The organism is Desulfovibrio intestinivivus (assembly GCF_053570665.1).
Genome location: NZ_JBRBQT010000001.1, coordinates 2,030,400 through 2,051,931, shown reverse-complemented (window position 1 = coordinate 2,051,931; position 21,532 = coordinate 2,030,400). Strand labels below are relative to the sequence as shown.

Genomic DNA, 21,532 nt, shown 5'->3' with positions numbered 1-21,532 from the left:
TACGGGGCTGGTAGTGCCCGCATTGCACCCCGGCGGGCGGCGGGGTATAGTAACAAAGTTCGTACGCAGTATTTTATGAGAGGCTTTTTATGCATACTCCTGCCAACATCCTCACCATTGCCGGTTCTGATTCCGGCGGCGGCGCGGGCATTCAGGCCGACCTGAAAACAATCATGGCGCTCGGCGGTTACGGCATGAGCGTTATCACCGCCCTGACCGCGCAGAACGGATTGGGCGTTACGGGCATTCATGCGCCGGATGCCGATTTTGTGCGCTTGCAACTGCGCACGGTGCTTGAGGGCTTTTCCGTCAAGGCCGCCAAAACGGGCATGCTCTTTTCCGCGCCCATCATCCGTGCTGTTGCGGACGAATTGCGCAACCGCGACTTTCCTCTCGTGGTTGACCCTGTTTCTGTGAGCCAGAGCGGCAGCCGCCTGTTGCAGGAAGACGCCGTGACTGCCCTTGTGGAAAAAATGCTGCCTGGCTGCGACCTGCTGACCCCCAACCGCCCCGAGGCGGAAATGCTCACCGGCATGAGCATCAACAGCCTTGAAGACGCAGAGGCCGCAGGCCAGAAGCTGCTTGCCATGGGTGCGCGCGCCGTGCTCATCAAGGGCGGGCACATGGAAAGCTCCATTGTTGTTACAGACTGCCTTTGCGTGCCCGGCGAACAACCCAAGCACCTCCCGCAGGCCAAGGTGGAGACGGAAAACAACCACGGCACGGGCTGCACGCTTTCTGCCGCCATCGCCACAGGGCTTGGGCGCGGTTTGCCCCTGCAGGTTGCTGTAACCCGGGCGCAGGAATTTCTTAATCTTGCCCTGCGTAAAAGCTACGCCCCCGGCAAGGGCTGCGGCCCTGTGAACCACGCTGCGGATTTAAACATCAAATAGGCATTTGCCCGCCTGTCAGCCGCACGGCCCTTTTCCGCTGCCGCATGGCAGGCGGATTGGCCCGCTGTTTGCAGTTTCTCCCTGTGGATATTCAGGGCGTCAAAATCAAGGCGGTGCGGCGTGCCTTTTCGTTTCAAGTTACAGAAAATACTCGACTACCGGGAACAGCTTGAAGAAGAAGCCAAGGTTGATCTGGCCAACAAGCAAAAACTCCTGGAAGAAGCGCGCGCACTTTTTGAACGCCTGAAGGCTGAACTGCGCCAAACCGAAGACCGCTTGTTTGAATCAGCCCTTGTGCCGCAGGCGGAACGCTGGCTGCTGGAACAATATGTAAAAGGATTGCGCGGCGATGTAGCAAATGCAGCCTTGCAGGCCCGCATGCACGAACAGCTTGTTGACGAAGCCCGCAAACTGCTGGCCGCGCGCGCCATTGAAAGAAAACTGCTGGAAAAGCTCAAGGAGCGCCAAAACCAGCAGTATATTCGTGAGGAACAACTGAAGGAGCAACGCGTCAATGACGAAACAGCCACACTCCGCTACAAAGCTCCGGCTCTCTAAGCTATTCCGCTGGCTGGCGGTGCTCTGCTTTATGAAGCTTACCATCCTCGGCCTGTTGCTGCTGGATGTGCCCGTGCCCTCCTGGCTTGGCGGATCGCCCAAGGATGCCACGGTAGCCGTGAACGAGCCGCGCAATGGACAGGAGCGGACTGAAACCGTGGCTCCTGTTGCTGATGCGGCCCCCTCTGGTCTGGCGCAAAGCGTCAGCTCTACACTTTCGTCCATGGGTTCGGCCCTTGATTCCGTAGTAGACAACATCAAGGACAAAACTGAAAAGAGCCAGAGCGACCCGCAAGGTTCTGCCGCCGCCCGCATGGCCGCAGCGGTCAAACCCCATGCAGATCAAACCACCAGCGTGACCGATGCCGCCCTGCCCGCCCCGCTTATCCGTACAGCGACCTCAGGCGGCGCACCTGAAACTGCGGCGGCTTCCAAGGCTCCCGGCCAGACATTTTCTCCAAGTTTTCCCGAACCGCAGGCCCTGCCTGCCCCACAGGCGGAACCGGGCACATCCGCCCCCTCCGGTAGCCTGATTGTTTCTGCCAGCCCCAACCGCGCCAGCGAATCCGAATGGCTGGACGCCCTGGGCCTGAGCAATCTGCCCATCCCCGGCCTTGGCAGCGTGCAGGCCGCGCACGCGGCAGCGCTGGACATGCCTGTTCCCCAGACGCCCACTGGCGGGCAATCGCCCTTTGCTCCTGCGGAGCAGACGGCCCCGCTGACCATACCCGGCGCACCGCCCATCCCGGCAAACATTCCGCGCGGTCAGGGCACGGACGGCGCACCTTTGCCGCCGCGCGGCGCGGCAGGCAACAACGACGGCTTTTTGCCCCCCTTGCCGCAGGGGCAAAGCTCGGGCACGCTGCCCGTCCCCACTGTGCAGCAGCCGCAAGGCGCGTATTCCAACGACCCCAATACCAAGGCTCAGGAACTGGCGCGCCAGCAGCAGGATATTCTTGTGCTGCGCCAGCAGATGGATCAGCGCCTCAAGGACATTCAGGAAACTGAAAAGAAAATGCAGGACATGATCCGCGAGGCCAAGGGCATTGAAAACGAAAAAGTTCACCGACTGGTGCTCACCTATTCCATGATGAAACCCAAGGCTGCGGCCAAGGCTCTGGAAAGCATGGACGAACGTGTGGCCATCCGCATTCTTTCCGGCATGTCGCCCAAGCAGTCAGGCGAAATCCTCACCTACGTTTCTCCGGCCAAGACAGCCAAGCTTACGGAGCTTATCACCCGCATGAGGATACCTGATTAATGCGCCTCAAGCTTCTGATCGCCTATGTGGGCACCTGCTACAGCGGCTGGCAGATACAGGAAAAGCCGAGCCCGCCGCCCACAGTTCAGGGCGAAATGGAAAAGGCCCTGCGCACCATCACAGGGCAGAACATACGCGCCCAAGGCTCGGGCCGCACCGATTCCGGCGTACATGCCCACGGGCAGGTTGTGCACTGCGATGTGCCCGATGCACGCGCCAACATGGACTGGCGGCGCAGCCTCAATGCGGTATTGCCCCGCGATATCCGTGTGCTGGAGGCCACGCAGGCCGCGCCGGACTTTCACGCGCGCAAGGATGCCCTGCGTAAAACCTACGCCTATCAGTTCTGGCTGGAACAGACCTTTATGCCGCCACAGCTGACGCCCTTTGTGTGGAAATGCGGCCCACTGAACATAGAAGCCATGCGCGCCGCCCTGCCCCACCTGACGGGCCTGCACGACTTTGCCGCGCTGCGCAATGTGGGCACGGATGTGGAAAGCACAGAGCGCACGGTGCTGCAAGCCGAGCTGCACACCATGCCCCCCTGCGAATTCTATCCGCCGCACGCTCCCATGCTGCGCTTTATTGTGACTGCCGATGGCTTTCTCAAACAGATGGTGCGCAATATGGCGGGGCTGCTGGCTGCCTGCGGCCAGGGCAAGGTATTGCCAAAGAATATTCCCGCCCTGCTTGCCACACGCGACCGCAGGGATGTGCCCTCCGTCACCGCGCCGCCTCAAGGGCTGGCTCTGGTGAACGTGGTGTATCCCGAGGCCCGATAGCCGCACAGATTATTGTGCCCCTGCTGGTACAAGCAAAAAGCCCATAAAAGGAAAAGGCCGTCCATCTCTGAACGGCCTTTTCCTTTTATCAATCAGCGTTTGCTAAGACTGATTCTTCATTTTTTCTATAAGCCGCTGGAGTGACTGAGCCTGTTGCGTCAGGTCTGCAACCGCACCGGAAGCCTGCTCCATAGCTTGAGCCGTTTCCGCAGAAATTGTCGCTACCTGCTCGACAGACTGGTTGATCTCCTCGCTGGCGGCGGATTGCTGCTCGCTGGCAGTCGCAATGGACTGAACCTGATCGTTGACCAGATGGACCAGCTCAAGAATCTTCTTGAGCGATTCACCGGAACGTACAGACATATTGGTTGCACCTTCAATAGTAACGGCAACCTGCTCAACATTCTGGATATTCTTGCGGGTGCCAGCCTGAATGCCCGTAATGGCCTGACCCACTTCCTGCGTGGCTGACATGGTTTTTTCCGCCAGTTTGCGCACTTCATCCGCAACGACGGCAAAACCTCTGCCCGCATCGCCCGCACGAGCGGCCTCAATGGCGGCGTTCAGCGCCAACAGGTTGGTCTGGTCTGCTATGTCGGCAATGACACCCATAATTTGGCCAATGCTCTCTGCCTGCTTGCCCAGAGCATCCATATCTTCCTTGATGGCAATGGACTGCGTGTGGACGGATTCAATGCCCTTAACTGCATCGTCGAGTATCTGCGAGCCTTCCACGGCCTGTTCCCGGGTCTGATGCGAAACATCCGCAGCCTGCTGGGCATTTCTGGCAACTTCCAGCACAGTGGCGTTCATTTCTTCCATGGCCGTTGCGGTTTCACGCACACGGCCCGACTGCTCGTCAGCCCCACGGCTGGACTGCGCAATCTGTTCAGAAAGAGCTTCTGACGCGGACGACACGATCTGTACGATCCCTTCAAGCTGCTGCGCGGCCTGGAGCATGCCTTCCGCCTTGGCCCGTTCTGCCCGGCGGGTTGCCTCCTCGGCAAGAACGGTTGCTTCCTGCGCGGCTTTTGCCTGCTGCTCGGCCTGCTGCGATTTGCTGTCTGCTTCTGCAATTTTGGCTTTGAGGTTGCCAACCATTTTTATGAGCACACCGTAAACGCCGCCATCGCCGGAATACGGTTTGAATGCCAGATCAAGTTGACCGGCGGCTATCTCCGAGGCCACATGATGCAAATAACCGGGATCCTCGCCGAGCTGCTTTGTTACACCCCTGATAATCAAAATGGAAATTGCTGTAGCAGCGAGCATGACCGCGATTATCAACGAGATCGTAAGCAACTTCCCCCGTTCGTATGCAGCTTCCGCGTCAGCAGCGGAAGTCTTGCTTCCTTTGTTATTGATATCAATAATAACTTTTAGCTGATCAAGGGCCTCAACATACTGCACCCTAGCCGGGCCAAGCACCAGCTTGACAGCATCTTCGGTTTTGTTGCTTTTGGACAGAAACTCAACCTTCGCGTGATTTTCCAAATAGCCCTTCCATGCCGCAAGGAACTTGGGGAATGCTATTTTTTCCTCAGGCTCAGAGATTAATTTTTCATATTCTTTAACTTTTTCATTAATACTGCCGGTCAAATTCTGTATCTTGTTTTCATACTGCCGCATCACCGATTCATCTGTTGTAAGAATGTGAACCAGCTCATTGCGCCTGTATTCATTCACCATACTGTTAATCTCACCAACAGACTTGATTGTTGGAAGCCAGTTTTCAGAAATGTCCTTAACATCTTTATTTATAGAAGACATTCCAACAACAGAAACAAATCCAATAATTATTGAAAATGCCGTCAACAATACTGCAAGAAACACAAGTTTTATCGAAAGCCTCATAATATGCCCCTAAAAAACTGTTGCAAATTTACAGTGTTTATCCATTCAAAGTATAAGAATATACTCTTTATAGACGACTCAAACCTTCATCATACTTATCGTTTACATTTATCAATACTTTATATAATTTCAAACTATATTTTTTATCTATTATTAACAGCATGATACAAAAACATACCATTACACTATACATAAAAATAATCGTAAAACTTGTAGTACAGTACTCACGCCCACTATCAGAAAATTGAACTGACACCCTTAAATAGCATTCAATATTTCATCTGTTACAAATGCAAAGCCCCTGTTCAGATTGAACAGGGGCTTTGGCATATATAAGAACCAGCCTGATCAGATGATTTCGCTGAGGCCGGATTGTTCCTGCGCCTTGAACTTCTGTTGCAGCATGAGTGGCAATGCTTCCGGGTCGGCAGGGTCATACTCAAACATCACGGCAGTGCCGAAGCAGGAAAAATACTTGCTGCCATCGGGATGAAAGGCCACGTTTTCATTATAGCCCACAATAGCCTGTGCGCCCTTGTTCATGGCCCTTGCCGCCATGCCAAAAAAGGCTTCGTCCGAGTCAAACCCCCGGCAACAGACAAGGCCAAGCACCTTGGCAATGCGTCGCCCCTCCACCTGATGTGTTGTCACCACAGGAAAGCGCCCGGCCAGAAAAACCTCACGCACTCTGGCGCTTGCGTCAGAAATGCCCACAGTTCTCTCGGCCTTGCGGCTTTTTTTATCGTGGCCTCCCAGCAAAAAAAACATGCTGAACCTCCAGATCAGATGGATGTTCGGGTAATTGACACCCGTTTACATTCAATCTGCAAAGGCCTTGCCAAATAAACCTAACCATTAAATTACAGCATGTTACAAAACAATCAATGCGCGCAGTCAGAACATTGACTCGTCAGCGCATCTGATTGGCAACCTTGACAAAATCATTGTAGGCGGCCCGGCTTGCCAGAGCGGCCTTGTTCATTTCAAACCGCACTGGAACGTAAAACTCTTCTTCAAGCCCCTGGTCAAAAAGCTGCGCGTAGCTGCCAGCCTGCTTGAGAAAAGCACGGTACTGACGCTCCAGTTCCGGCGCTGCCATAAAAGGAGGCCGCCCGCCTTCTGCAATGGCTGCGGCAAGCTCGTCACGCTGGGCCTTCAGCGCCTCTCTGTCCGGCTTGCCGGGTGCAAGCAGGGTTGCAGTTTTGCCAAACACGGCAAAAATGCGTTCCGCAGCCTGAATTTGCCGTTTAAGCGGATGGTTGTGCAGCAAGACATCTTCTGCCGGGGCAGCCTCGCCCTCCACAATCGCCATATAGGCATCGCGGGCAACAATAAAGGAGGCATGGCCCTTGAGTATTTCTGCAGCAAGGGCCTTGCCCTTGACGCCGTTATCCTGAATGCTTTCGTCGGCCACGTACTTTTCGAGCAGGCGATAGTCAGCCCGCATGTCTACGATGGCTTTATTCATGTCCTGCACGCAGGCAGCCATTTTTTTGGTCTGCTCAGGAGTAAAAAGGCTGACCGGAGGCGTCAGGCGGCGGGCAAGGGCGGCATCCTGATCCGTATTCAGCTCAGGGCGTTTGGCCAGTTGCCACTCTGCCAGATAATACTTGGTGTAGGCCGCCAGCACATCGGCCTGGGCATAGCGCCCGGTTGCCAGAGCCATCGAGGCAGCGTTGGAAAAAGCCACCAGCCGGTCTGCCCTGTCCAGTTCTTCAGGGCTGGGAGGCGGGGTTGCTTCTTCCACAGCTTGTGCCTGAACCGCAGTTTCCGCCTTTGGCGCGCTGTGGGAGGATTCGGCAACGGGCTTGCCGTTTGCGCCTTCTTCCTTTTTGCCGGAATCGCAGGCGGTCACAAGCAAGGCCACACTCAGGGTCAGCAGCAAAGCAAGAACGAATTTTTTCATTGGCGTATATGAGCGAACGTCCCGCGTTGTAAGGCAGGACGTTCTGTAGTGGTTACAAGTAGTTGTAAAGCTGCCAGCAGGCAGGATACCTAGGCGCGGGCAGCTATCCAGGCGCTCAGGTCCGTGAGGTCTTCGCCCCAGGGGAACGAGCCGCCCTTCAGCTCCGGCCCCACACCGTAAAACAGCGTACCCACAGTTTCGGCTGCGTCCCTGTCTGTGGGGGCGTCGCCCACCATGAGCGCATCGGCGGGGTCAAGCTTCTGCCTGTTCACAATCTGGGCCAGCAGCACGGCCTTGGCTGGCGGAGAGCCGTGGATGGCGTCAAAATAGCCATCCAGCTTGCGCTCGCGCAACACAGCCAGCACTTCTTCGTGCGGCGCGCCGGAGCAGACAAACATGGGCAGCTTGCCGCGCCAGGAATCAAGAGTTTCCTGAATGCCGGGTATCAGCTCGCAGCGGCGCAGTTCGTCCAGCACATATTCGGCAAAGCGGTTACCAAGTTCCTCTGATTCCTCGGGGGTTATGGTCTTTCCCAACACGTCTTCATAAAACCACTCAAACTTCTTGTAACGGCTCACGCCGCCGTGCACCTTGTGGTACATCAAAAAGCGGTCGCGCGCCTCGGGGCCAAACGGTTCCATCAGACGGCCAAAGGCCCGCGTTTTCACGGGCACGCTGTCAAGAATGACGCCATCGCAGTCAAAAACAAGGCATTGCAGTGACATAATATTCCTTGAAAAGCTGTTCGAGTCCGGGGCGGCATGGCCCCATCTTGCCAGAGCATTTCAGCATGAAAGGCTCTCGTTAATCCCAGTGCTTCTGACCGCCTTGCCCGCGCATGCCGATAAGCTTGGCCGGAACACCGCCTACAATGCTGAAGGGGGCCACATTGCGCGTGACCACCGCGCCAGCGCCCACCACAGCCCCGCGGCCAATGCGCACATCTGGCGTAATGACGCAGTTGGCGCCGATCCACACGTCTTCTTCAATAATAATCTGCCCGGGAACATGCCCCTGGTGCATGATCGGCACATCCTGACGCGCGATGCAGTGGTTGGCCGCACGGATAACCGTGCCAGGCCCCACGGCGGTTTGCGCGCCTATCTCTATGCGGCCCGCGTCCGCCCCCACGTGCACATTGGGGGAAAGGGCCACGCAGTCGTGCAGCACCAGGTCGCCGTCAGAGGCGGTAACAAAACAGCCGCGCCCCATGCGCACACCGTTGCCAATGCGCATGTTGCGGCAGCCCGCAAGGCTCAAGCCCGTGCCAAAACGCGCCGAGCCGCAGCTTTTGAAAAGCCACCGCCAGGCAAACAGGCGCAAGGCAAGGCCCACAGGCGTGGGAATCCAGGCAAAAGCGGCCACCCACAGTTCTTCAAACGCCGCCGACACCCGGCTGAACAGCCCTGGCCCTGCATGCGGCTTTGGCGGTGCGGCCTTTACTCCGGGCTGGGCTTCAGGTTGAGCAGACGGCCCTGCCGACACCGAGGTTTCGGCGGCAGCGCCGTGGGTTTGTGCCCCCACGGCGCTTGCGCTTTTTGAACCGTCAGCGGCCTTGTCCCCTTGTGCAGGGGTGGAATTAAGCTCGCCCGCCATTTACTTGCGGTATTCCTTCATAAGATCATCACCTTCCATGAGGCGGGCCACGCGGGCCAGATCTTCAGGGGTGTCCACGCTCCACGAGCGGCAGTCGGTGGGCACCATGTGCACCTTTTCGCCGTGTTCGAGAATGCGCATCATGTCCACGGATTCATAAATTTCCAGCGGGCTTTCGGGCATTTCGTTGAAGTGCAGCAGATAGTCGCGGCGGAAGGGAATGATGCAGACCTGCTTGCGCATGGGCACCTTGTCCGAACCTTTTTTACGCGAAGGAATGGGCTCGCGCGAAAAATAGAGCGCGTTGTTGCAATGGTCCACAACGACCTTGACTTCGTTGGGATCTTCAAATTCCTCAAGGGTGTCCATATCGGCCATCAGGTTGACCACGTTGATGGAGGGATCTGCCAGCATGGGGGCCACGGCGGCATCGATCATTTCGGGGCGCACCATGGGTTCATCGCCCTGCACCATAACCACGATGTCGGCCTTCTGACCGGTGGCGGCTTCGATCTTCAACAGGGCTTCTGCGGTACGCGTGGAGCAGCGCACGTGATGGTCGCCCGTCATGACGCTCTTGAGCCCTGCGTCCTTGCAGTAATTTTCAATGATCTCGTCGCAGGTGGCCACATAGGTGGCGGAAAGGCACTTGCTCATGGCCGTGCGAAAGGCCACATGCCCCACCATGGGAACGTTGTGGATAAGGGCAAGCGGTTTGCCGGGGTAACGGCTGGAACCCATACGCGCGGGAATGATGGCAATGATGTTCATCTGACGGCTCCTTGTGGCCTCAATAATTTGTGTGCGTAAAAAACTGCATCCAATCATGCCGCAAACGGGCGCATGCCCTTGCGGCAACTGCCGTTCCCAGGTCTAGTCGTCAGTGGATACGAGGTATCCGCCCTCAGACTCCAGCTCGGGGTGCAGCTCCTTGTGTTCCTCTTCCATCACGCGCAGGATGCCCTGCCCCAGATCAACAGTCAGCGGCGGCACCAGCTTACGGCCCACCTTGGGCATAAAGGCATAAGGCGTGACCTGGTAATGCCCGCTGTTGGGATCATTCAGATAATTGATGGTCAGTTCCTTGCCGAGCATTTCCCCGATCATTTTGAACAGATCGCTTACGCGCATGGGCTGGTTGCCAGAGATGATGATATTCTGGTTCTCAAATTCCGGATCAAGCACGGCCAGGGTGGCTGCCGAGGCATCGTCCACGTGCACGTATTCGCGCAGGGCCGTGGGCGCGCCGTAGTATGTGATGGCGCCGTTGGCAAGAGCCTCGTAAACAAACCTGTTGATGGCGTTGCGGCGGTCGGAACGCGGGCCGTACAGCGAGCCATAACGCAGTATGGTGTACGGCAGGTCGTGCATGGCCTGATAGTTTTCGATATACAGTTCGCAGGCCTGCTTGCTGCAACGGTAAAAGCCGCCGGACTTGCCGTACACGTACAGGGAACTGGCAAAAACATAGCGCTTTACGCCAGCTTTACGGCAGGCCTCAAGCACCATGACGTTGCCCAGCACGTTGATGCGCGCCGTGTCCACCGGGCGGTTGTTGGCTTCGCCGATGTCGGCAATGCCAGCGTAGTTGAAGACCATATCCGCACCGGCTACGGCGCGGTTGACGGTTTCTTCATCCAGAATATTGCCTGCAAGCATGGTCTGGTCGGGCCGCAGAAAGGGCGAGGGATGCAGGTCAACAATGGTGACCGCATGCCCGGCTTCAGAAAGCTTGTCGCAGATATGCGAGCCCAGAAAGCCGGACCCGCCAAAGACGGTAATATTCACAGTTATTCTCCCGAATTGGGGCGTTCAGCCGCCCGCCACAAAAAGACCGAATCAATGCCATACGCGATAAAACGGCTGCCAGCGGCAATCTGCCGCTCAAGCTCCGCAGGGTCAGGCTGCACAATGTGCAGGCCCATGCGCGCGCCTGCCTTGGCGCAACCTTGGGCAATCCGCGCCATGGCAGCTTTGAAGTCCGGGTGGTCAAACTGACCCGTAAGCCCCATGGAGCCGGAGAGATCGTAGGGGCCGACCATGATGGCGTCCAGACGGGGATGCGCCAGAATGGCCTCCAGATTTTCCACCGCGCGGATGTGCTCGATCTGGGCCACCAAAAATATTTCGGGCGCGCGACTGGCGCGGTACTCGTCAAAATTTTTGCCAAAAACGTTGGCCCGGCAGTAGCCTACCCCGCGATATTCAGGCGCGGTTTCACCCGCGGCGCGCCAGGTGTCCTGCCCGGGGTACACAGAAAGATCAATGGCCCGGTCAAGCTGTGCGCGGCTTTCAATCATGGGGAAGATAAGCCCCTGAGCCCCGGCCTCAAGCGCAGCCTTGATCTGGGTTTTGCTGGCCTCGCCAAGACGCGCGAAAGGAGCCGCGCCGCCGCATTCGATGGCGCGGAAAACGTCCGGCAGCCCGGTGCGGCCAAAAGAGCCATGTTCCATATCAACAGCAACCCAGTCATAACCGGCGCGGGCCATAAGCTCGGCCACATCAGGAGAGGGCAATTGCAGCCATGTGCCGACTGTGGCCTTGTCTGCCGCCAGCCGAGCGCGAATTTCATGTACAGTCATATCAAGCGGCATGCCGCCGCAGGGTTGAAGATTACGATAAACGTTCTCTACTATACGCCCTGCGCCCACCGTGCGCAATACGGACAGAGAGCCCGCCGCCAGTGGAAATTCAAACCAGCCATGCGCAAACTCGGCGCACGTTGAATCCAATGCAACAGTATCTGCCCCTTTGCTGCCCGGCCAAAGCCAGTTTGCGCCAGGGACGCGACAGCAACACGGCACTTTTGATGATCTGACAGTTATGAGAATGAAATTGTTACTTTTTTATCAAAGAAGAAATAGAGAAAAGACAGGGCTTGGCGTTTTAGCATGAGCATGCTAATAAAAAAGCCCCCCGTGGGTAACGGAGGGGCTTGGATAGGAACCAGACTGCGGCAGAACAGTCTGGTTCGCAGGAGGAGGCTGGAAAAACCAACAAGAACGTCAACGCCTTATGACGCTGACACTTGTATATGGACACTCCGAAACTGGCTTGCCAGACGGGTGTTTGAATCCACTCTCCGCCGGGGCTCCTGGATCGCAAGATTCAGGAGCTTTTTTATTTTGCCCACAAAACCCTCGCGGGGCACAGACAAAACAAACAAAAGGCTTCGGCGCAAAGCCCCTGCTCTTCAGCCTACGGGCTCAATGAACTGCGATCAACATAGAATGGAAGAATCCTTAGGTCAAGGAGCTGCGCAATTTTTCACATATTTTTTGCGTATTTCTTTTTATCCCCTCAGATAACTATTTAAATATAATAGTAAAAAATAACGACTATTTTTCTATATTTTTTTATGCCTTTGTAATCAGGAACTAAGAGCTGATTTGCCGTTTTTCTGGCTACTTCACGCAAACACCCCGCCAACGCATGCAGCGCTGACGGGGTGTGCAGGTATCATCCCATACGGTGGATGAAGCGTCTAGAAGGGCCAGACGTTATCCATAAGCCGTGTGAACCAGCCGGGCTTCTGCTTGTCGGCCAGCACGCCCTTGCCGTAATATTCAATGCTTGCGTCCGCAATCTGGGTGGAAAGAACGCTGTTGTCGGCGCCGACGTCTTTGGAGCGGATCATGCCGCGCACAACCATGTATTCTGTTTCTTCGTTGACGCGGATTTCGCGCGCGCCCTCAATCTCCATCAGGCCGCCCGGCAACACCCGGAGCACACGCGTGGCCAGCGAGGTGGTCACGTAGTTCTCACGCTTGGTCTTGCCCGTGGCCGTCAGACCGCTGGCAGACCCCGTATTCAGGATGGGCAGGCCCACCGCTGGTTGCGGCCCCACAGCGACAAAGGGAATGAAGCCTGCGTGATCCTTGTTGAACATGGCGGAAACCTCGTAATCGTTGGAGCCTTTCTTGTTGGCTGTGGTTTCCGCCTTGTTCTGGGCCTTGGTATTTTCCACCAGTTTGACCACAACAATATCACCAACGCGCCGGGCGCGGCTGTCTTCAAAAAGGGTATCTGTTTCGCTGGCGGCAAAAATCGACCCCGGATTGTTGGCCGAATTGGCCTCCTGCCGATATTCCTGTGGCGGTGTTACCGGCGGATGCAGTGCAGGTCGCCGGGTTGGGCTGCCGCCGCAGGCGACGCAGAACAGGTAGCTCAGCGCCAGAACGGGTATTATGTATCGTGCCTGCATATGCTCCTCTCCTTCCACCTTTAAACGCTAGTGGATTTCCACGGTGCTGCCATCTTTGACAATGGCGTATACCTGTTTTTTGGTTTGCAGATTCCGTACCGCAATGGTGGCCCCCGGCTCGCCGTCGGCCAGGGCCTGGGCCTGCGTGGCTATGCGCAGGTTGCCCTTTATATAGATGAGGTTGACCACATCGCCGCGTCTCACCATCAGCTGGCTCACAAGGTCGCTTTGTAAAATTGGCTCGCCGGTGTTCAGCGCGCGGTTCACCTGCCAGGGGCCGCCGCGCCCATCCCACGGCAGATCACGCAACTGGCTGGCGTTGACCTTCATAAAGGTGACGGACTCTGCCGCCAGGGCTTCCCCTTTGTTCATGGGGCGCGATGCCGCCGGAGCCGTTATCCAGAGCGTGAGGTTGACCGTGCCGGAAATGCGCCGAAGCACATTGCCGTCCACTTCCTGCACAGCAAAGCGCAAGGGCACTCGGCCGGGCGACAGTTTGCCCGGTTCAAGCTGCACCCGCTGCTGCGCATGGGCCAAAAAAATGTAATCCGGCAGCCGGAAGTCGCTCAACTCCACCTGCCCCGGCATGGCGGACAGCTGCGGCGTCAGACTTTTGACCACATAGGAACGCAGGTCTTCCTCATGAAACACCAGCCCCCCGCGCTGAATCACCAGCGAAGATGGCAAAATGCAACGCCCGGCAACATCCTTGCCCAAGGCCTGCCGCAAAGCCTGAGAAAGACGAGAATGGCTGATCTGCAAGGGTTTTCCTTCTTCCGGGGGCGCAGGCCAAAGTTGCTGCACGCGCAGTTGCGCCCAGGTATCCTGCCCCATCTGCCCCAGCGGGACAGCGATATCACCCAGCAAAACCATATCTGAATTGGTGACCGCTGCTGAAAGAATTTTGAGCCGCCAGTCGTCAGGGCCAAGCATGTTCAACTGGCCATTCTGCACCACGGGGGCTTCGCCTGCGGCAAGCTGGTTGCGCGCCTTGGCGGCCCGCTGATCCTGCGCATCATCCGCAAGGGGCATTTGCCCTGCCTGAGCCTGGGGAGTGCGCAACTGGGTGACTATCTGATTGGGCGAGCGACGATGGTTGCGGTCATTATCCTGCCAGGTGGCGCTGGGAACGCCGCCCTGCGGAGCCGCCACGGAAGCCGTAGCCCACAGGCAGCACACCAGAGCCGCAGCCAGAAGCGCGCGCAAAGGCAGCACCTGACCATCCCGCATTGCCCATATGACCTGCAAAAACCGCATGACGCATACCCCTAATGTCTTTTCACGCTCAAATACCTGCATGACGGCGACGCAGCATTGCTGCCAGTGCCCAGCAAACCTTTCGTGGCGCAGATTTTTTCAAAATCAGCGCAAAACAGACAAACAATGTCAACAATAATCGGCCCTAGCTGCGCTTGAGCTGCACAGCGATGCCCAGCATGGAGTCTGATGTCTGGATGGACTTTGAGTTCACTTCATAGGCACGCTGACCCACAATCATGTTCACCATTTCGTCCACAACTTCCACGTTGGACATTTCCAGAAAACCCTGAGCCAGGGTACCCACATTGTCTGTGCCGGGCACGCCTTCTGTGGCATCACCCGAAGCCTGAGTGGGCGTGTAGAGGTTGCGTCCACGGGCATCAAGACCCGCTGGATTGATAAAGGTGTAGAGCGGCAATTCGGCCCCGGCCAGTTCCTGCCCCTGCGCATCCAGAGCCGCCATGTGGCCGGAGGATGAAATGGAAATGGTCTTGGTTTGCGCGGGCACGGCAAACTGCGGTTGCAGAATATAGCCGTTGGCGGTGACCACGGTGCCATCCTGATTGAGCTTGAAGGAACCGGCGCGCGTGTACATGAGTTCGCCGTTTACATCCACCTGGAAAAAGCCGTCGCCTTCAATGGCTACGTCCAGAGTGTTGCCGGTATTCTGAAAATCGCCCTGCGTAAAAAACTTGTGCACAGCAGTGGGACGAGCGCCCATACCGACCTGAATACCTACAGGCAGGCGGTTGTCACCCTCGGTGATGGCGCCGGCCATGCGCATGCTCTGGTACATGAGATCTTCAAACTCGGCCCTGCTCTTTTTAAAGCCCGTGGTGTTGACGTTGGCCAGGTTGTTGGAAATCACGTCGATATTGAGCTGTTGGGCCACCATGCCGGTGGCGCCTGTCCAAAGCGATCGCATCATGGGAATTTCTCCTTATACATAACCAGCGCGGCTGCCGGTTGCTGCTAAACCATCGCCGGTTAACCCTGGCGGCGGCCCACTTTTTCGTTGGCAGCGCGATCCAGCGTGTCTGAGGTCTGCATGACCTTTTGGTAGGCTTCAAACTGGCGCTGCACTTCGATCATGTTGACCATTTCGGACACGACTTCCACGTTGGCGGCTTCCGTAAAGCCCTGCTCGACACGCGCGCCATTGTCGTAGGCATTGCCTTCAACAACCTGAACACCATCGCGCGGGCGAAAGAGGTTGCCGCCCATTTTTTCAAGATTCTGCGGGTTGTTCACGCTGACCAGGGCCAACTGGTCAATAACGTTGCCATCGGCAAGTATTTGACCATCGCCGCTGATCTGCAAATGGCGCGTACCAGCCGGAACGTTGATAACACCACCAGCGCCTTGCACGGTGTAGCCCTGCGGCGTCATGAGGACGCCATCGCCGTTGAGCACAAAAGCCCCGTTGCGCGTGAGGTACTGCCCCGTCGGCGTAGTGACCCTGAAAAAGGCATTCTCTCCATTAATGGCAACATCAAGGTTGTTGCCGGTATATTGCATGGAACCTTGCGAAAAATCAGTGTTCGCCACAGATAAGCGAACCCTTGCGGCATTCATCGGTTCGGGAAACAGGGGCGTAGATTTGAGGTTCAAAATCGGCTCCCGAATCTCGTCAAAGGCAAAGGTCGGCATGGTATCTTTGAACGCCACTGTCTCACGTTTATAGCCACGCGTGTTCACGTTCGCCAAATTATTGGCGATGAAATTCATGCGGTGTTCCGTGGTCAATGCGGCAAAAAGTCCGCTAAACATGCCTGCTTGCATAAGCAGCTCCTTGTGTTGGCAGCAGCACTGAAAATGAAGCGCCGCCGTCTACCTCGGGCCTGATGGCCCTTGCCAGAGCTTTTGCAATATGCGGGCCAATACCCGTACATTTAGAAATATTCCCTGCTTGCTCGCGAAGCCCCGAAAAGGCACAGAAGACACAGGCTGCGGCAAGCAGAGCTATCAGCCCGTGGATGCAAGCTTGGTGCCCAAGCGCTGACCAGACGATTCTGAGGTTGCCCCCCATATTATTGATAAAAGAGTCTACCCGAAACGACCCCGCCACGGCGGCTGAATTGCCGCGACCACAGGCAGCCCCTGTCGGAGATAAAAACGGCATTTGCACGCGCCATCCCTGACAAGCCGAAAATTCGGCCCCAGGAGCCAACATTGGAAGAAACTTGAGCCTATCGTACTTGCCGCAATAAACTTTTTTTGCCGAAATCAAAAAAAATGCTTGCCAGCCACCCCCTGTTGGCGTAAACACATCTTCGCGCCGAAGTGGTGGAATTGGTAGACACGCTAGGTTCAGGGTCTAGTTCTCGCAAGGGAGTGGGAGTTCGAGTCTCCCCTTCGGCACCATCTTTTAAGAGTCGTTACAAGCAACAGCCTGTAACGACTCTTTTTTTTGGCTTGTGCCCAGCATAGGCACCAGACCAAAACCCGCCCTTGGGAGCTTATGGGGTCAAAGCGCGGGGTCAAAGGCACGACAAAATTGGGCGCAAGCCCGTTTTGCCGTTGCCAGGAGATAACCCCATGCCCCTTCCTCTTCCTGCCCTTTCCAGCCTTGTGCCTGCCGTCGCCAACAACCAGGATGATGACAAAAAGTCAGCACCTGCGTATCTTTATTGCAAAAGGAAAATCTACTATTTTCGATATGCCTTCCCCGCCAACCTGCGAAAATCACTTGGGCGGGCCGAACTGCGCGTAAGCCTGCAAACGTCCTACCTGAGGATTGCGCGATTTCGCGCCCGCATGCTGTCCGCAGAAATTGGCAATATGATTCTTGAGGGGTTTATGCTGGACTATAAGGAAATACGCCGTCGCATGAATATCCTGCTCCAGCGCTTGCTGGAACAGGATCACGCAGATCTTTCAGAGCGTAAAAACATCTCTGTGGGGAAGCTCAACATCACATACGACCAGCTCAGAACGTCTCAAATCAAACTACTCCTGCACTGTAATTCACCACAACTGCTTGAACAGATTGCACCAGAATGCATTGTTGACTTGCTTCGTTCCGGTGCTTTCACACGAAGTGAGCTTGCTGGGGAAAACTATCTGCAAATAGTGAAAGCATATAAAGAGATGCAGATCACCAGGCATCGCATCGACATTGCCCGCACCAAAGGCGATTTCTTGATGGAAGAAGAAGTTATGGGGCGCGATTTTGGCAAGTTGCCTTGTGATATCTCATGCACAGCACAGGAGCCACCTGCTTTGCTGGAGGTGCCTACGCACGTTCACCAGCAGCAGACGGGAGGAATCCTTTATTCTGAAGCCATGGAACGGTACATCGGCCAGAAACTTCAGGACGGTGAATGGCGTGAGCACAGCGTGAGGGACCACCGGGGACGCCTGGAAGAATTTCTGACCATTATTGGCGACAAGCCCATCAAGGAAATTACCCGGTTGGATATGCGGAATTTTCGCGAAACGTTGAGAAAGCTCCCACCTAACCGCTCACGAATTAAGGCATTCAGGGATAAAAGCATACAGGATCTGCTCGACCTGAAAGTTCAAGATACGTTGAGCGTCACAACCGTCAACATTCTTGTGGAAGCTGTTGGAAGCATGCTTGCGTGGTATGTGCGCGAGGGGCTATTGGACGCCAACCCGGCGACCCATCTTCAGATCAAGGACAGCCGCCAGGCTATTGAACTGCGTCAGGCGTTCTCTGCCGACGAGCTCACAAAAATCTTTGCGCATCCCAAATTCGCGAGAAAGGAATTCAAATCCCCCTCTTATTACTGGATCCCTCTGATTGCCCTTTTCACTGGCATGCGCCTCGAAGAAGTCGCTCAGCTTCACTGTGCCGACATCTATGAAAGCCAGACAAAGGGAATCTGGGTCATTGATATCAACAGCAACGGCCTTGATGAACTTGGCAGGCCAAAACTGCTGAAGAACAAAAATGCACGCAGAATTGTCCCCATCCATTCAGACCTTATACAGATGGGCCTGTTAGACTATCATACTGAAATTGCCAAGAATAAGCATATCAGGCTATTCCCTGAGCTGAAGAAATCGGAAGGCGCGGTCAAGTTTGGCAAACAGCCTGGCAAGCAGTTCAAGGCCGTTGTGACTGCAACGCTTGGCGAAGCTTCGGGCAAAACATTCCATTCACTCCGGCATACCTTTGCTGACTTTTTCAAGCAACGTGGCTTGCAAAACGACTATTTTCGGCAGGTCTTCGGGCATGAATTGCCCATGCTTGCCGCAAAGCAGTATGGGGAAAAGTTCTCTCCAGCAACCCTCAACTCAGAAGTGATTGAGAAGCTTGAGTATGGTATTGAAATATGCTTATCTGGCAAGCAAAAATTGCAATGAATATAACTGAGATGTTACAAATGCTTCATCTCTCGCTACAGTTTCACCTTGATAGTAGAAAAAAACACCGTGCCTATCATCAGCACTGTAAGCAGACCATGACAATGCCATTTAGTGCAATGCTGTCATCATAACAATATCTATTTCAGTATTACTTTTAGTGGAGGAGAGCATGTCTTACTTGCGGGCATTCGGCCACCAAGCATGGAGCCTGCATGGCTCTTTAGAAGATAAACTTATACAAGACTTGTTTTGGCGCAAAGTTCAAACAGACCAAGCTCTTGTAATGAGCCTAGCAAAGCTTATCGATCCCAATGCAAAACATGAAGGCAATGACATTGTTTTGTCAAGTGGGACGACTATTTCTTTGCATCCTGATAGCTGTGGTGCGTATTCTACTCAAAGGAATCACCGTGCTAGCTGTCTACACGGAAGTAGCAACGACAAGCAATCCATCCTGGACGCCGAGCAACACCCAACATTGGGTGGATTTTACCTTGGGCCGCTTTTTCAAATGGAGCGAGGATGGCTTCACCAAAATGTTTGCTTCAATATCCTCCAGGACATAGGGATGATTTTGACCCCAAAAGATCGTTATCTATTAAATCGGAAAGCTTGTCACAGCTATAGATTGATGTCGAGCAGGGACCGGCAGGATGCGGAACAGACCATCAAAAATGTGCAGATAGATTTTGGATTCCAGCAGTCTAAACCCTATTGGTACTATACCGAGAATGGAAACATAGCATTTGGCATTGTGTATTTCTATGGCGATTCAAGATATCCTGTCAAACTTCCCATATCTGCCTGGCAGCCTACTAAAAATTCTTATGGTAATATTGTTTTTGATCTACTTTATCCTCCAAATAATTGTCTTTTGTATGATTTACATGATCTGAAACGAAGTCATGATAAGAAGAAGTATGTCCTCGTATGTGCAAATGAGGCGACATGTGAAACTATTAAACAGTATCACGCTTGGCTACCAGAAGCACTTTCTGTGACGACATACAGTTCGGTTGAAATGAGCGATTGGTCATCCATTGGGAAAATGGTACCATTTATTTTCCCGGACAATTCTGCTGAAGGGTGTCATGAGGCATTTAAGGTATACACAGTCCTACAAGATCAAGGGCTGACTCCTCGCCTTATGAAACGTTTAAAAAAGCAGCATAACAGAAGCGACCGTATTATACTTGCCCATGACATTTATCCTATTGTGATCCCGGGCAACCTTCCCAGTCTTTCTGAATTCGCAAAACATTGCCGCGACGAATTTAAAGTGGAGATTCTGCAGGGTGCGAAACCGTTGTCGGAATTGCAAAGCAGCGAAAACAAGCCAGAATTGATCATGGAAGACTTGCTGCACTTTGGCGACCAGATGACTATATTTGCATGGCGCGGCGAAGGGAAAAGCATGTTTGCGCTGCTATTAGCCCTGTGCTTCGCAAATGGGCATAAGGCGCTTGATGGACGCGTATGTCCTTCACGTAAATACCGCGTACTGCTGATCGATGGTGAGATGTACCCAAGCAGCCTGAAAGAACGTGCTCGCTTAATGACCACGGGACTTGGATTGTCTGAGGAAGCCGCAGAAGAAATTATGGTTCGTTCATCGGTAGCGGAGAAGAAAGATCTGCGGCTCGATATAGATACTGGCTGGAGTGATTTGCTGCCCGATCTTGAAAATGCAGAGATTATCATTATAGACAGCATGTTCAAAATTTTCCCTTCGAGCATGTCAAACGAACTGTCCAACACGACAGCACTCAATAAGTTCTATGATTGGTGCAGAAAGCACGAAAAAACTGGAATCATATTTGATCATCGAGGCAAGAAAGGGGATACAGCATTTGGAACTATAGGAAAAGAGATGACTGTAGATGCTGTTCTGCTACTTAAAAAGAAAAATGATAAGATTGAGGCCACAGCAACAAAAAATCGCAACTTTGAATCTAGTCCCAATTGCTGGGTCGAATATCGCATGAAAATGGAATCCGGTGGGATGACCTTCCAGCCCACTGACAAAGCAGCAATAGCATCTCCTGCCGCAGCCCTTCCGCCTGGAGAGGACGAAGGCATGAAAAATTCGGATGACAACATATCTGCCCCCAACAAGCCGGATACCGATCAAGCCATCATCAATTATATTGCAGAACACCCTAACAAGGCACAGGGCGATATCGTCAAAGAGCTGATGGTGCAGTTGCACCTTGGGCGTAGCGTTCTTTCGGCTCGCATAAAGCAACTGCGCGAGGGTGGCCAGCTTGAGTTTTGGACAAATGCACCTGCACAGGGCAGAAATAAAATAGCCTCATCCGGTGAGGCTACGCCAGACAAAGGAGATACATAACAAGGTGCTCATCAATCCTGCGCGCCTGAATGAGAGCGGACTATCCCATTTGCGGCAAACGGATGCTCAGTGGTAGCCGTTTTTTCGAGGCGTGCCATGCTCGCAAGGCCAACCAGAAGAGTCCCTCCTATGCATGTCTCATTTCTTACCTGAATTTATTCAGTGCTGTTCGGCTCCTTCTTTCTTTGAATGGGCAAGTTGGCAGACATACTCTGATCCATCCGCTAGGAGCAGCCCCCCCTTAAGGGGGGCTGCTCCTAGCGGATGGATCACTTGAATCTGCCAACCTACCAACCATAGCTAAGAAGGAGAAGCATTATAAAAACAAGAGAAATCTCAGACAAACCATCAAACGTCTTTTGATTACGATTGATGATACCGTCTACCCATGCCTTTCATGGAGGGCAGGTACCTTTTCGCGCCCTGTTACGCAATAGGTCCCCTGAGGCCAATGCCCCAAATACCTCCGCCTAACCCGGGTTACCCCACCGCTGACGCCATAAATACTTAGGGCAACAGCAAAGGCAATGACA

The 21,532-nt window shown here is 54.5% G+C and carries 19 protein-coding genes and 1 tRNA gene; 7 read left to right on the top strand and 13 right to left on the bottom strand.

Annotated elements, in window-relative coordinates; translation table 11 throughout:
• Positions 1-89 precede the first annotated feature (89 nt).
• The 4 genes from thiD (at position 90) to truA (ending at position 3,494) form a co-directional block, all read left to right on the top strand.
• Complete coding sequence (gene thiD / locus ACUZ9P_RS08890) at positions 90-893, top strand: bifunctional hydroxymethylpyrimidine kinase/phosphomethylpyrimidine kinase (RefSeq protein ID WP_449249429.1); 804 nt, start codon at positions 90-92, stop codon at positions 891-893.
• A gap of 120 nt (positions 894-1,013) precedes the next feature.
• The gene (gene fliJ / locus ACUZ9P_RS08885; RefSeq protein ID WP_298996813.1) at positions 1,014-1,451 is read left to right on the top strand and encodes a flagellar export protein FliJ; all 438 of its coding nucleotides are present in this window, start codon (positions 1,014-1,016) and stop codon (positions 1,449-1,451) included.
• Positions 1,408-2,712: a hypothetical protein gene (locus tag ACUZ9P_RS08880; RefSeq protein ID WP_449249428.1), complete on the top strand. Its 1,305-nt coding sequence runs from the start codon at positions 1,408-1,410 to the stop codon at positions 2,710-2,712. Before fliJ ends, ACUZ9P_RS08880 begins: the two co-directional genes overlap by 44 nt.
• Entirely contained in the window at positions 2,712-3,494 is a 783-nt protein-coding gene (gene truA / locus ACUZ9P_RS08875) for a tRNA pseudouridine(38-40) synthase TruA (protein ID WP_449249427.1), read from the top strand. The genes ACUZ9P_RS08880 and truA overlap by 1 nt, the downstream gene beginning before the upstream one ends.
• 102 nt (positions 3,495-3,596) lie before the next feature.
• On the opposite strand, the gene ACUZ9P_RS08870 is transcribed toward truA, so the two are convergent.
• The 13 genes from ACUZ9P_RS08870 to ACUZ9P_RS08810 form a co-directional block, all read right to left on the bottom strand.
• Positions 3,597-5,348 (bottom strand): methyl-accepting chemotaxis protein, encoded by a 1,752-nt coding sequence (locus tag ACUZ9P_RS08870; RefSeq protein WP_449249426.1) that lies wholly within the window; start codon positions 5,346-5,348, stop codon positions 3,597-3,599.
• Between the two features lie 348 nt (positions 5,349-5,696).
• Positions 5,697-6,116 carry a hypothetical protein gene (locus tag ACUZ9P_RS08865; protein WP_298996805.1) on the bottom strand — a complete coding sequence of 140 codons (420 nt, stop codon included), beginning with the start codon at positions 6,114-6,116 and terminating at the stop codon, positions 5,697-5,699.
• A gap of 142 nt (positions 6,117-6,258) precedes the next feature.
• On the bottom strand, positions 6,259-7,254 hold the full coding sequence (locus ACUZ9P_RS08860) for a hypothetical protein (protein WP_449249425.1): 996 nt from the start codon (positions 7,252-7,254) through the stop codon (positions 6,259-6,261).
• A gap of 89 nt (positions 7,255-7,343) precedes the next feature.
• A complete protein-coding gene (locus ACUZ9P_RS08855; protein ID WP_449249424.1) occupies positions 7,344-7,979 on the bottom strand; it encodes an HAD family hydrolase in 636 nt (211 codons plus the stop codon).
• Positions 7,980-8,058: 79 nt separating this feature from the next.
• Entirely contained in the window at positions 8,059-8,850 is a 792-nt protein-coding gene (locus ACUZ9P_RS08850; protein ID WP_449249423.1) for an acyltransferase, read from the bottom strand.
• Positions 8,851-9,621 (bottom strand): 3-deoxy-manno-octulosonate cytidylyltransferase, encoded by a 771-nt coding sequence (locus ACUZ9P_RS08845; RefSeq protein WP_215647079.1) that lies wholly within the window; start codon positions 9,619-9,621, stop codon positions 8,851-8,853.
• 102 nt (positions 9,622-9,723) lie between these two features.
• Positions 9,724-10,638: an NAD-dependent epimerase/dehydratase family protein gene (locus ACUZ9P_RS08840; RefSeq protein WP_449249422.1), complete on the bottom strand. Its 915-nt coding sequence runs from the start codon at positions 10,636-10,638 to the stop codon at positions 9,724-9,726.
• 2 nt (positions 10,639-10,640) lie between these two features.
• The gene (locus ACUZ9P_RS08835) at positions 10,641-11,432 is read right to left on the bottom strand and encodes an HpcH/HpaI aldolase family protein (protein WP_449249421.1); all 792 of its coding nucleotides are present in this window, start codon (positions 11,430-11,432) and stop codon (positions 10,641-10,643) included.
• Between the two features lie 902 nt (positions 11,433-12,334).
• On the bottom strand, positions 12,335-13,054 hold the full coding sequence (locus ACUZ9P_RS08830) for a flagellar basal body L-ring protein FlgH (RefSeq protein WP_449249420.1): 720 nt from the start codon (positions 13,052-13,054) through the stop codon (positions 12,335-12,337).
• Between the two features lie 27 nt (positions 13,055-13,081).
• Positions 13,082-14,311 (bottom strand): flagellar basal body P-ring formation chaperone FlgA, encoded by a 1,230-nt coding sequence (gene flgA, locus ACUZ9P_RS08825; RefSeq protein WP_449249419.1) that lies wholly within the window; start codon positions 14,309-14,311, stop codon positions 13,082-13,084.
• A gap of 145 nt (positions 14,312-14,456) precedes the next feature.
• Positions 14,457-15,242, bottom strand: a complete 786-nt coding sequence (gene flgG / locus ACUZ9P_RS08820; RefSeq protein WP_298996772.1) for a flagellar basal-body rod protein FlgG — start codon at positions 15,240-15,242, stop codon at positions 14,457-14,459.
• 59 nt (positions 15,243-15,301) lie between these two features.
• Positions 15,302-16,096, bottom strand: coding sequence for a flagellar basal-body rod protein FlgF (flgF, locus tag ACUZ9P_RS08815; RefSeq protein WP_298996765.1), 795 nt, complete (start codon positions 16,094-16,096; stop codon positions 15,302-15,304).
• Complete coding sequence (locus ACUZ9P_RS08810; RefSeq protein WP_449249418.1) at positions 16,077-16,583, bottom strand: hypothetical protein; 507 nt, start codon at positions 16,581-16,583, stop codon at positions 16,077-16,079. The genes flgF and ACUZ9P_RS08810 overlap by 20 nt, the downstream gene beginning before the upstream one ends.
• An 8-nt stretch (positions 16,584-16,591) precedes the next feature.
• Between ACUZ9P_RS08810 and ACUZ9P_RS08805 the strand changes: the two genes are divergently transcribed.
• The 3 genes from ACUZ9P_RS08805 to ACUZ9P_RS08795 all read left to right on the top strand — a co-directional run bounded on the left by ACUZ9P_RS08805 (position 16,592) and on the right by ACUZ9P_RS08795 (position 20,999).
• Positions 16,592-16,678 (top strand) — tRNA-Leu (locus ACUZ9P_RS08805).
• Between the two features lie 174 nt (positions 16,679-16,852).
• Positions 16,853-18,646: a DUF6538 domain-containing protein gene (locus ACUZ9P_RS08800; RefSeq protein ID WP_449249417.1), complete on the top strand. Its 1,794-nt coding sequence runs from the start codon at positions 16,853-16,855 to the stop codon at positions 18,644-18,646.
• A gap of 172 nt (positions 18,647-18,818) precedes the next feature.
• Positions 18,819-20,999, top strand: coding sequence for an AAA family ATPase (locus tag ACUZ9P_RS08795; RefSeq protein ID WP_449249416.1), 2,181 nt, complete (start codon positions 18,819-18,821; stop codon positions 20,997-20,999).
• Positions 21,000-21,532: the final 533 nt, after the last annotated feature.

Excerpts from the sequence above, each read along its gene's own strand:
- thiD (WP_449249429.1), top strand. The coding sequence starts at position 90 with ATGCATACTCCTGCCAACATCCTCACCATTGCCGGTTCTGATTCCGGC.
- ACUZ9P_RS08880 (WP_449249428.1), top strand. The coding sequence starts at position 1,408 with ATGACGAAACAGCCACACTCCGCTACAAAGCTCCGGCTCTCTAAGCTA.
- truA (WP_449249427.1), top strand. The coding sequence starts at position 2,712 with ATGCGCCTCAAGCTTCTGATCGCCTATGTGGGCACCTGCTACAGCGGC.
- ACUZ9P_RS08870 (WP_449249426.1), bottom strand. The coding sequence starts at position 5,348 with ATGAGGCTTTCGATAAAACTTGTGTTTCTTGCAGTATTGTTGACGGCA.
- ACUZ9P_RS08865 (WP_298996805.1), bottom strand. The coding sequence starts at position 6,116 with ATGTTTTTTTTGCTGGGAGGCCACGATAAAAAAAGCCGCAAGGCCGAG.
- ACUZ9P_RS08860 (WP_449249425.1), bottom strand. The coding sequence starts at position 7,254 with ATGAAAAAATTCGTTCTTGCTTTGCTGCTGACCCTGAGTGTGGCCTTG.
- ACUZ9P_RS08855 (WP_449249424.1), bottom strand. The coding sequence starts at position 7,979 with ATGTCACTGCAATGCCTTGTTTTTGACTGCGATGGCGTCATTCTTGAC.
- ACUZ9P_RS08850 (WP_449249423.1), bottom strand. The coding sequence starts at position 8,850 with ATGGCGGGCGAGCTTAATTCCACCCCTGCACAAGGGGACAAGGCCGCT.
- ACUZ9P_RS08845 (WP_215647079.1), bottom strand. The coding sequence starts at position 9,621 with ATGAACATCATTGCCATCATTCCCGCGCGTATGGGTTCCAGCCGTTAC.
- ACUZ9P_RS08835 (WP_449249421.1), bottom strand. The coding sequence starts at position 11,432 with ATGACTGTACATGAAATTCGCGCTCGGCTGGCGGCAGACAAGGCCACA.
- ACUZ9P_RS08830 (WP_449249420.1), bottom strand. The coding sequence starts at position 13,054 with ATGCAGGCACGATACATAATACCCGTTCTGGCGCTGAGCTACCTGTTC.
- flgA (WP_449249419.1), bottom strand. The coding sequence starts at position 14,311 with ATGCGGTTTTTGCAGGTCATATGGGCAATGCGGGATGGTCAGGTGCTG.
- flgG (WP_298996772.1), bottom strand. The coding sequence starts at position 15,242 with ATGATGCGATCGCTTTGGACAGGCGCCACCGGCATGGTGGCCCAACAG.
- flgF (WP_298996765.1), bottom strand. The coding sequence starts at position 16,096 with ATGCAAGCAGGCATGTTTAGCGGACTTTTTGCCGCATTGACCACGGAA.
- ACUZ9P_RS08800 (WP_449249417.1), top strand. The coding sequence starts at position 16,853 with ATGCCCCTTCCTCTTCCTGCCCTTTCCAGCCTTGTGCCTGCCGTCGCC.
- ACUZ9P_RS08795 (WP_449249416.1), top strand. The coding sequence starts at position 18,819 with ATGTCTTACTTGCGGGCATTCGGCCACCAAGCATGGAGCCTGCATGGC.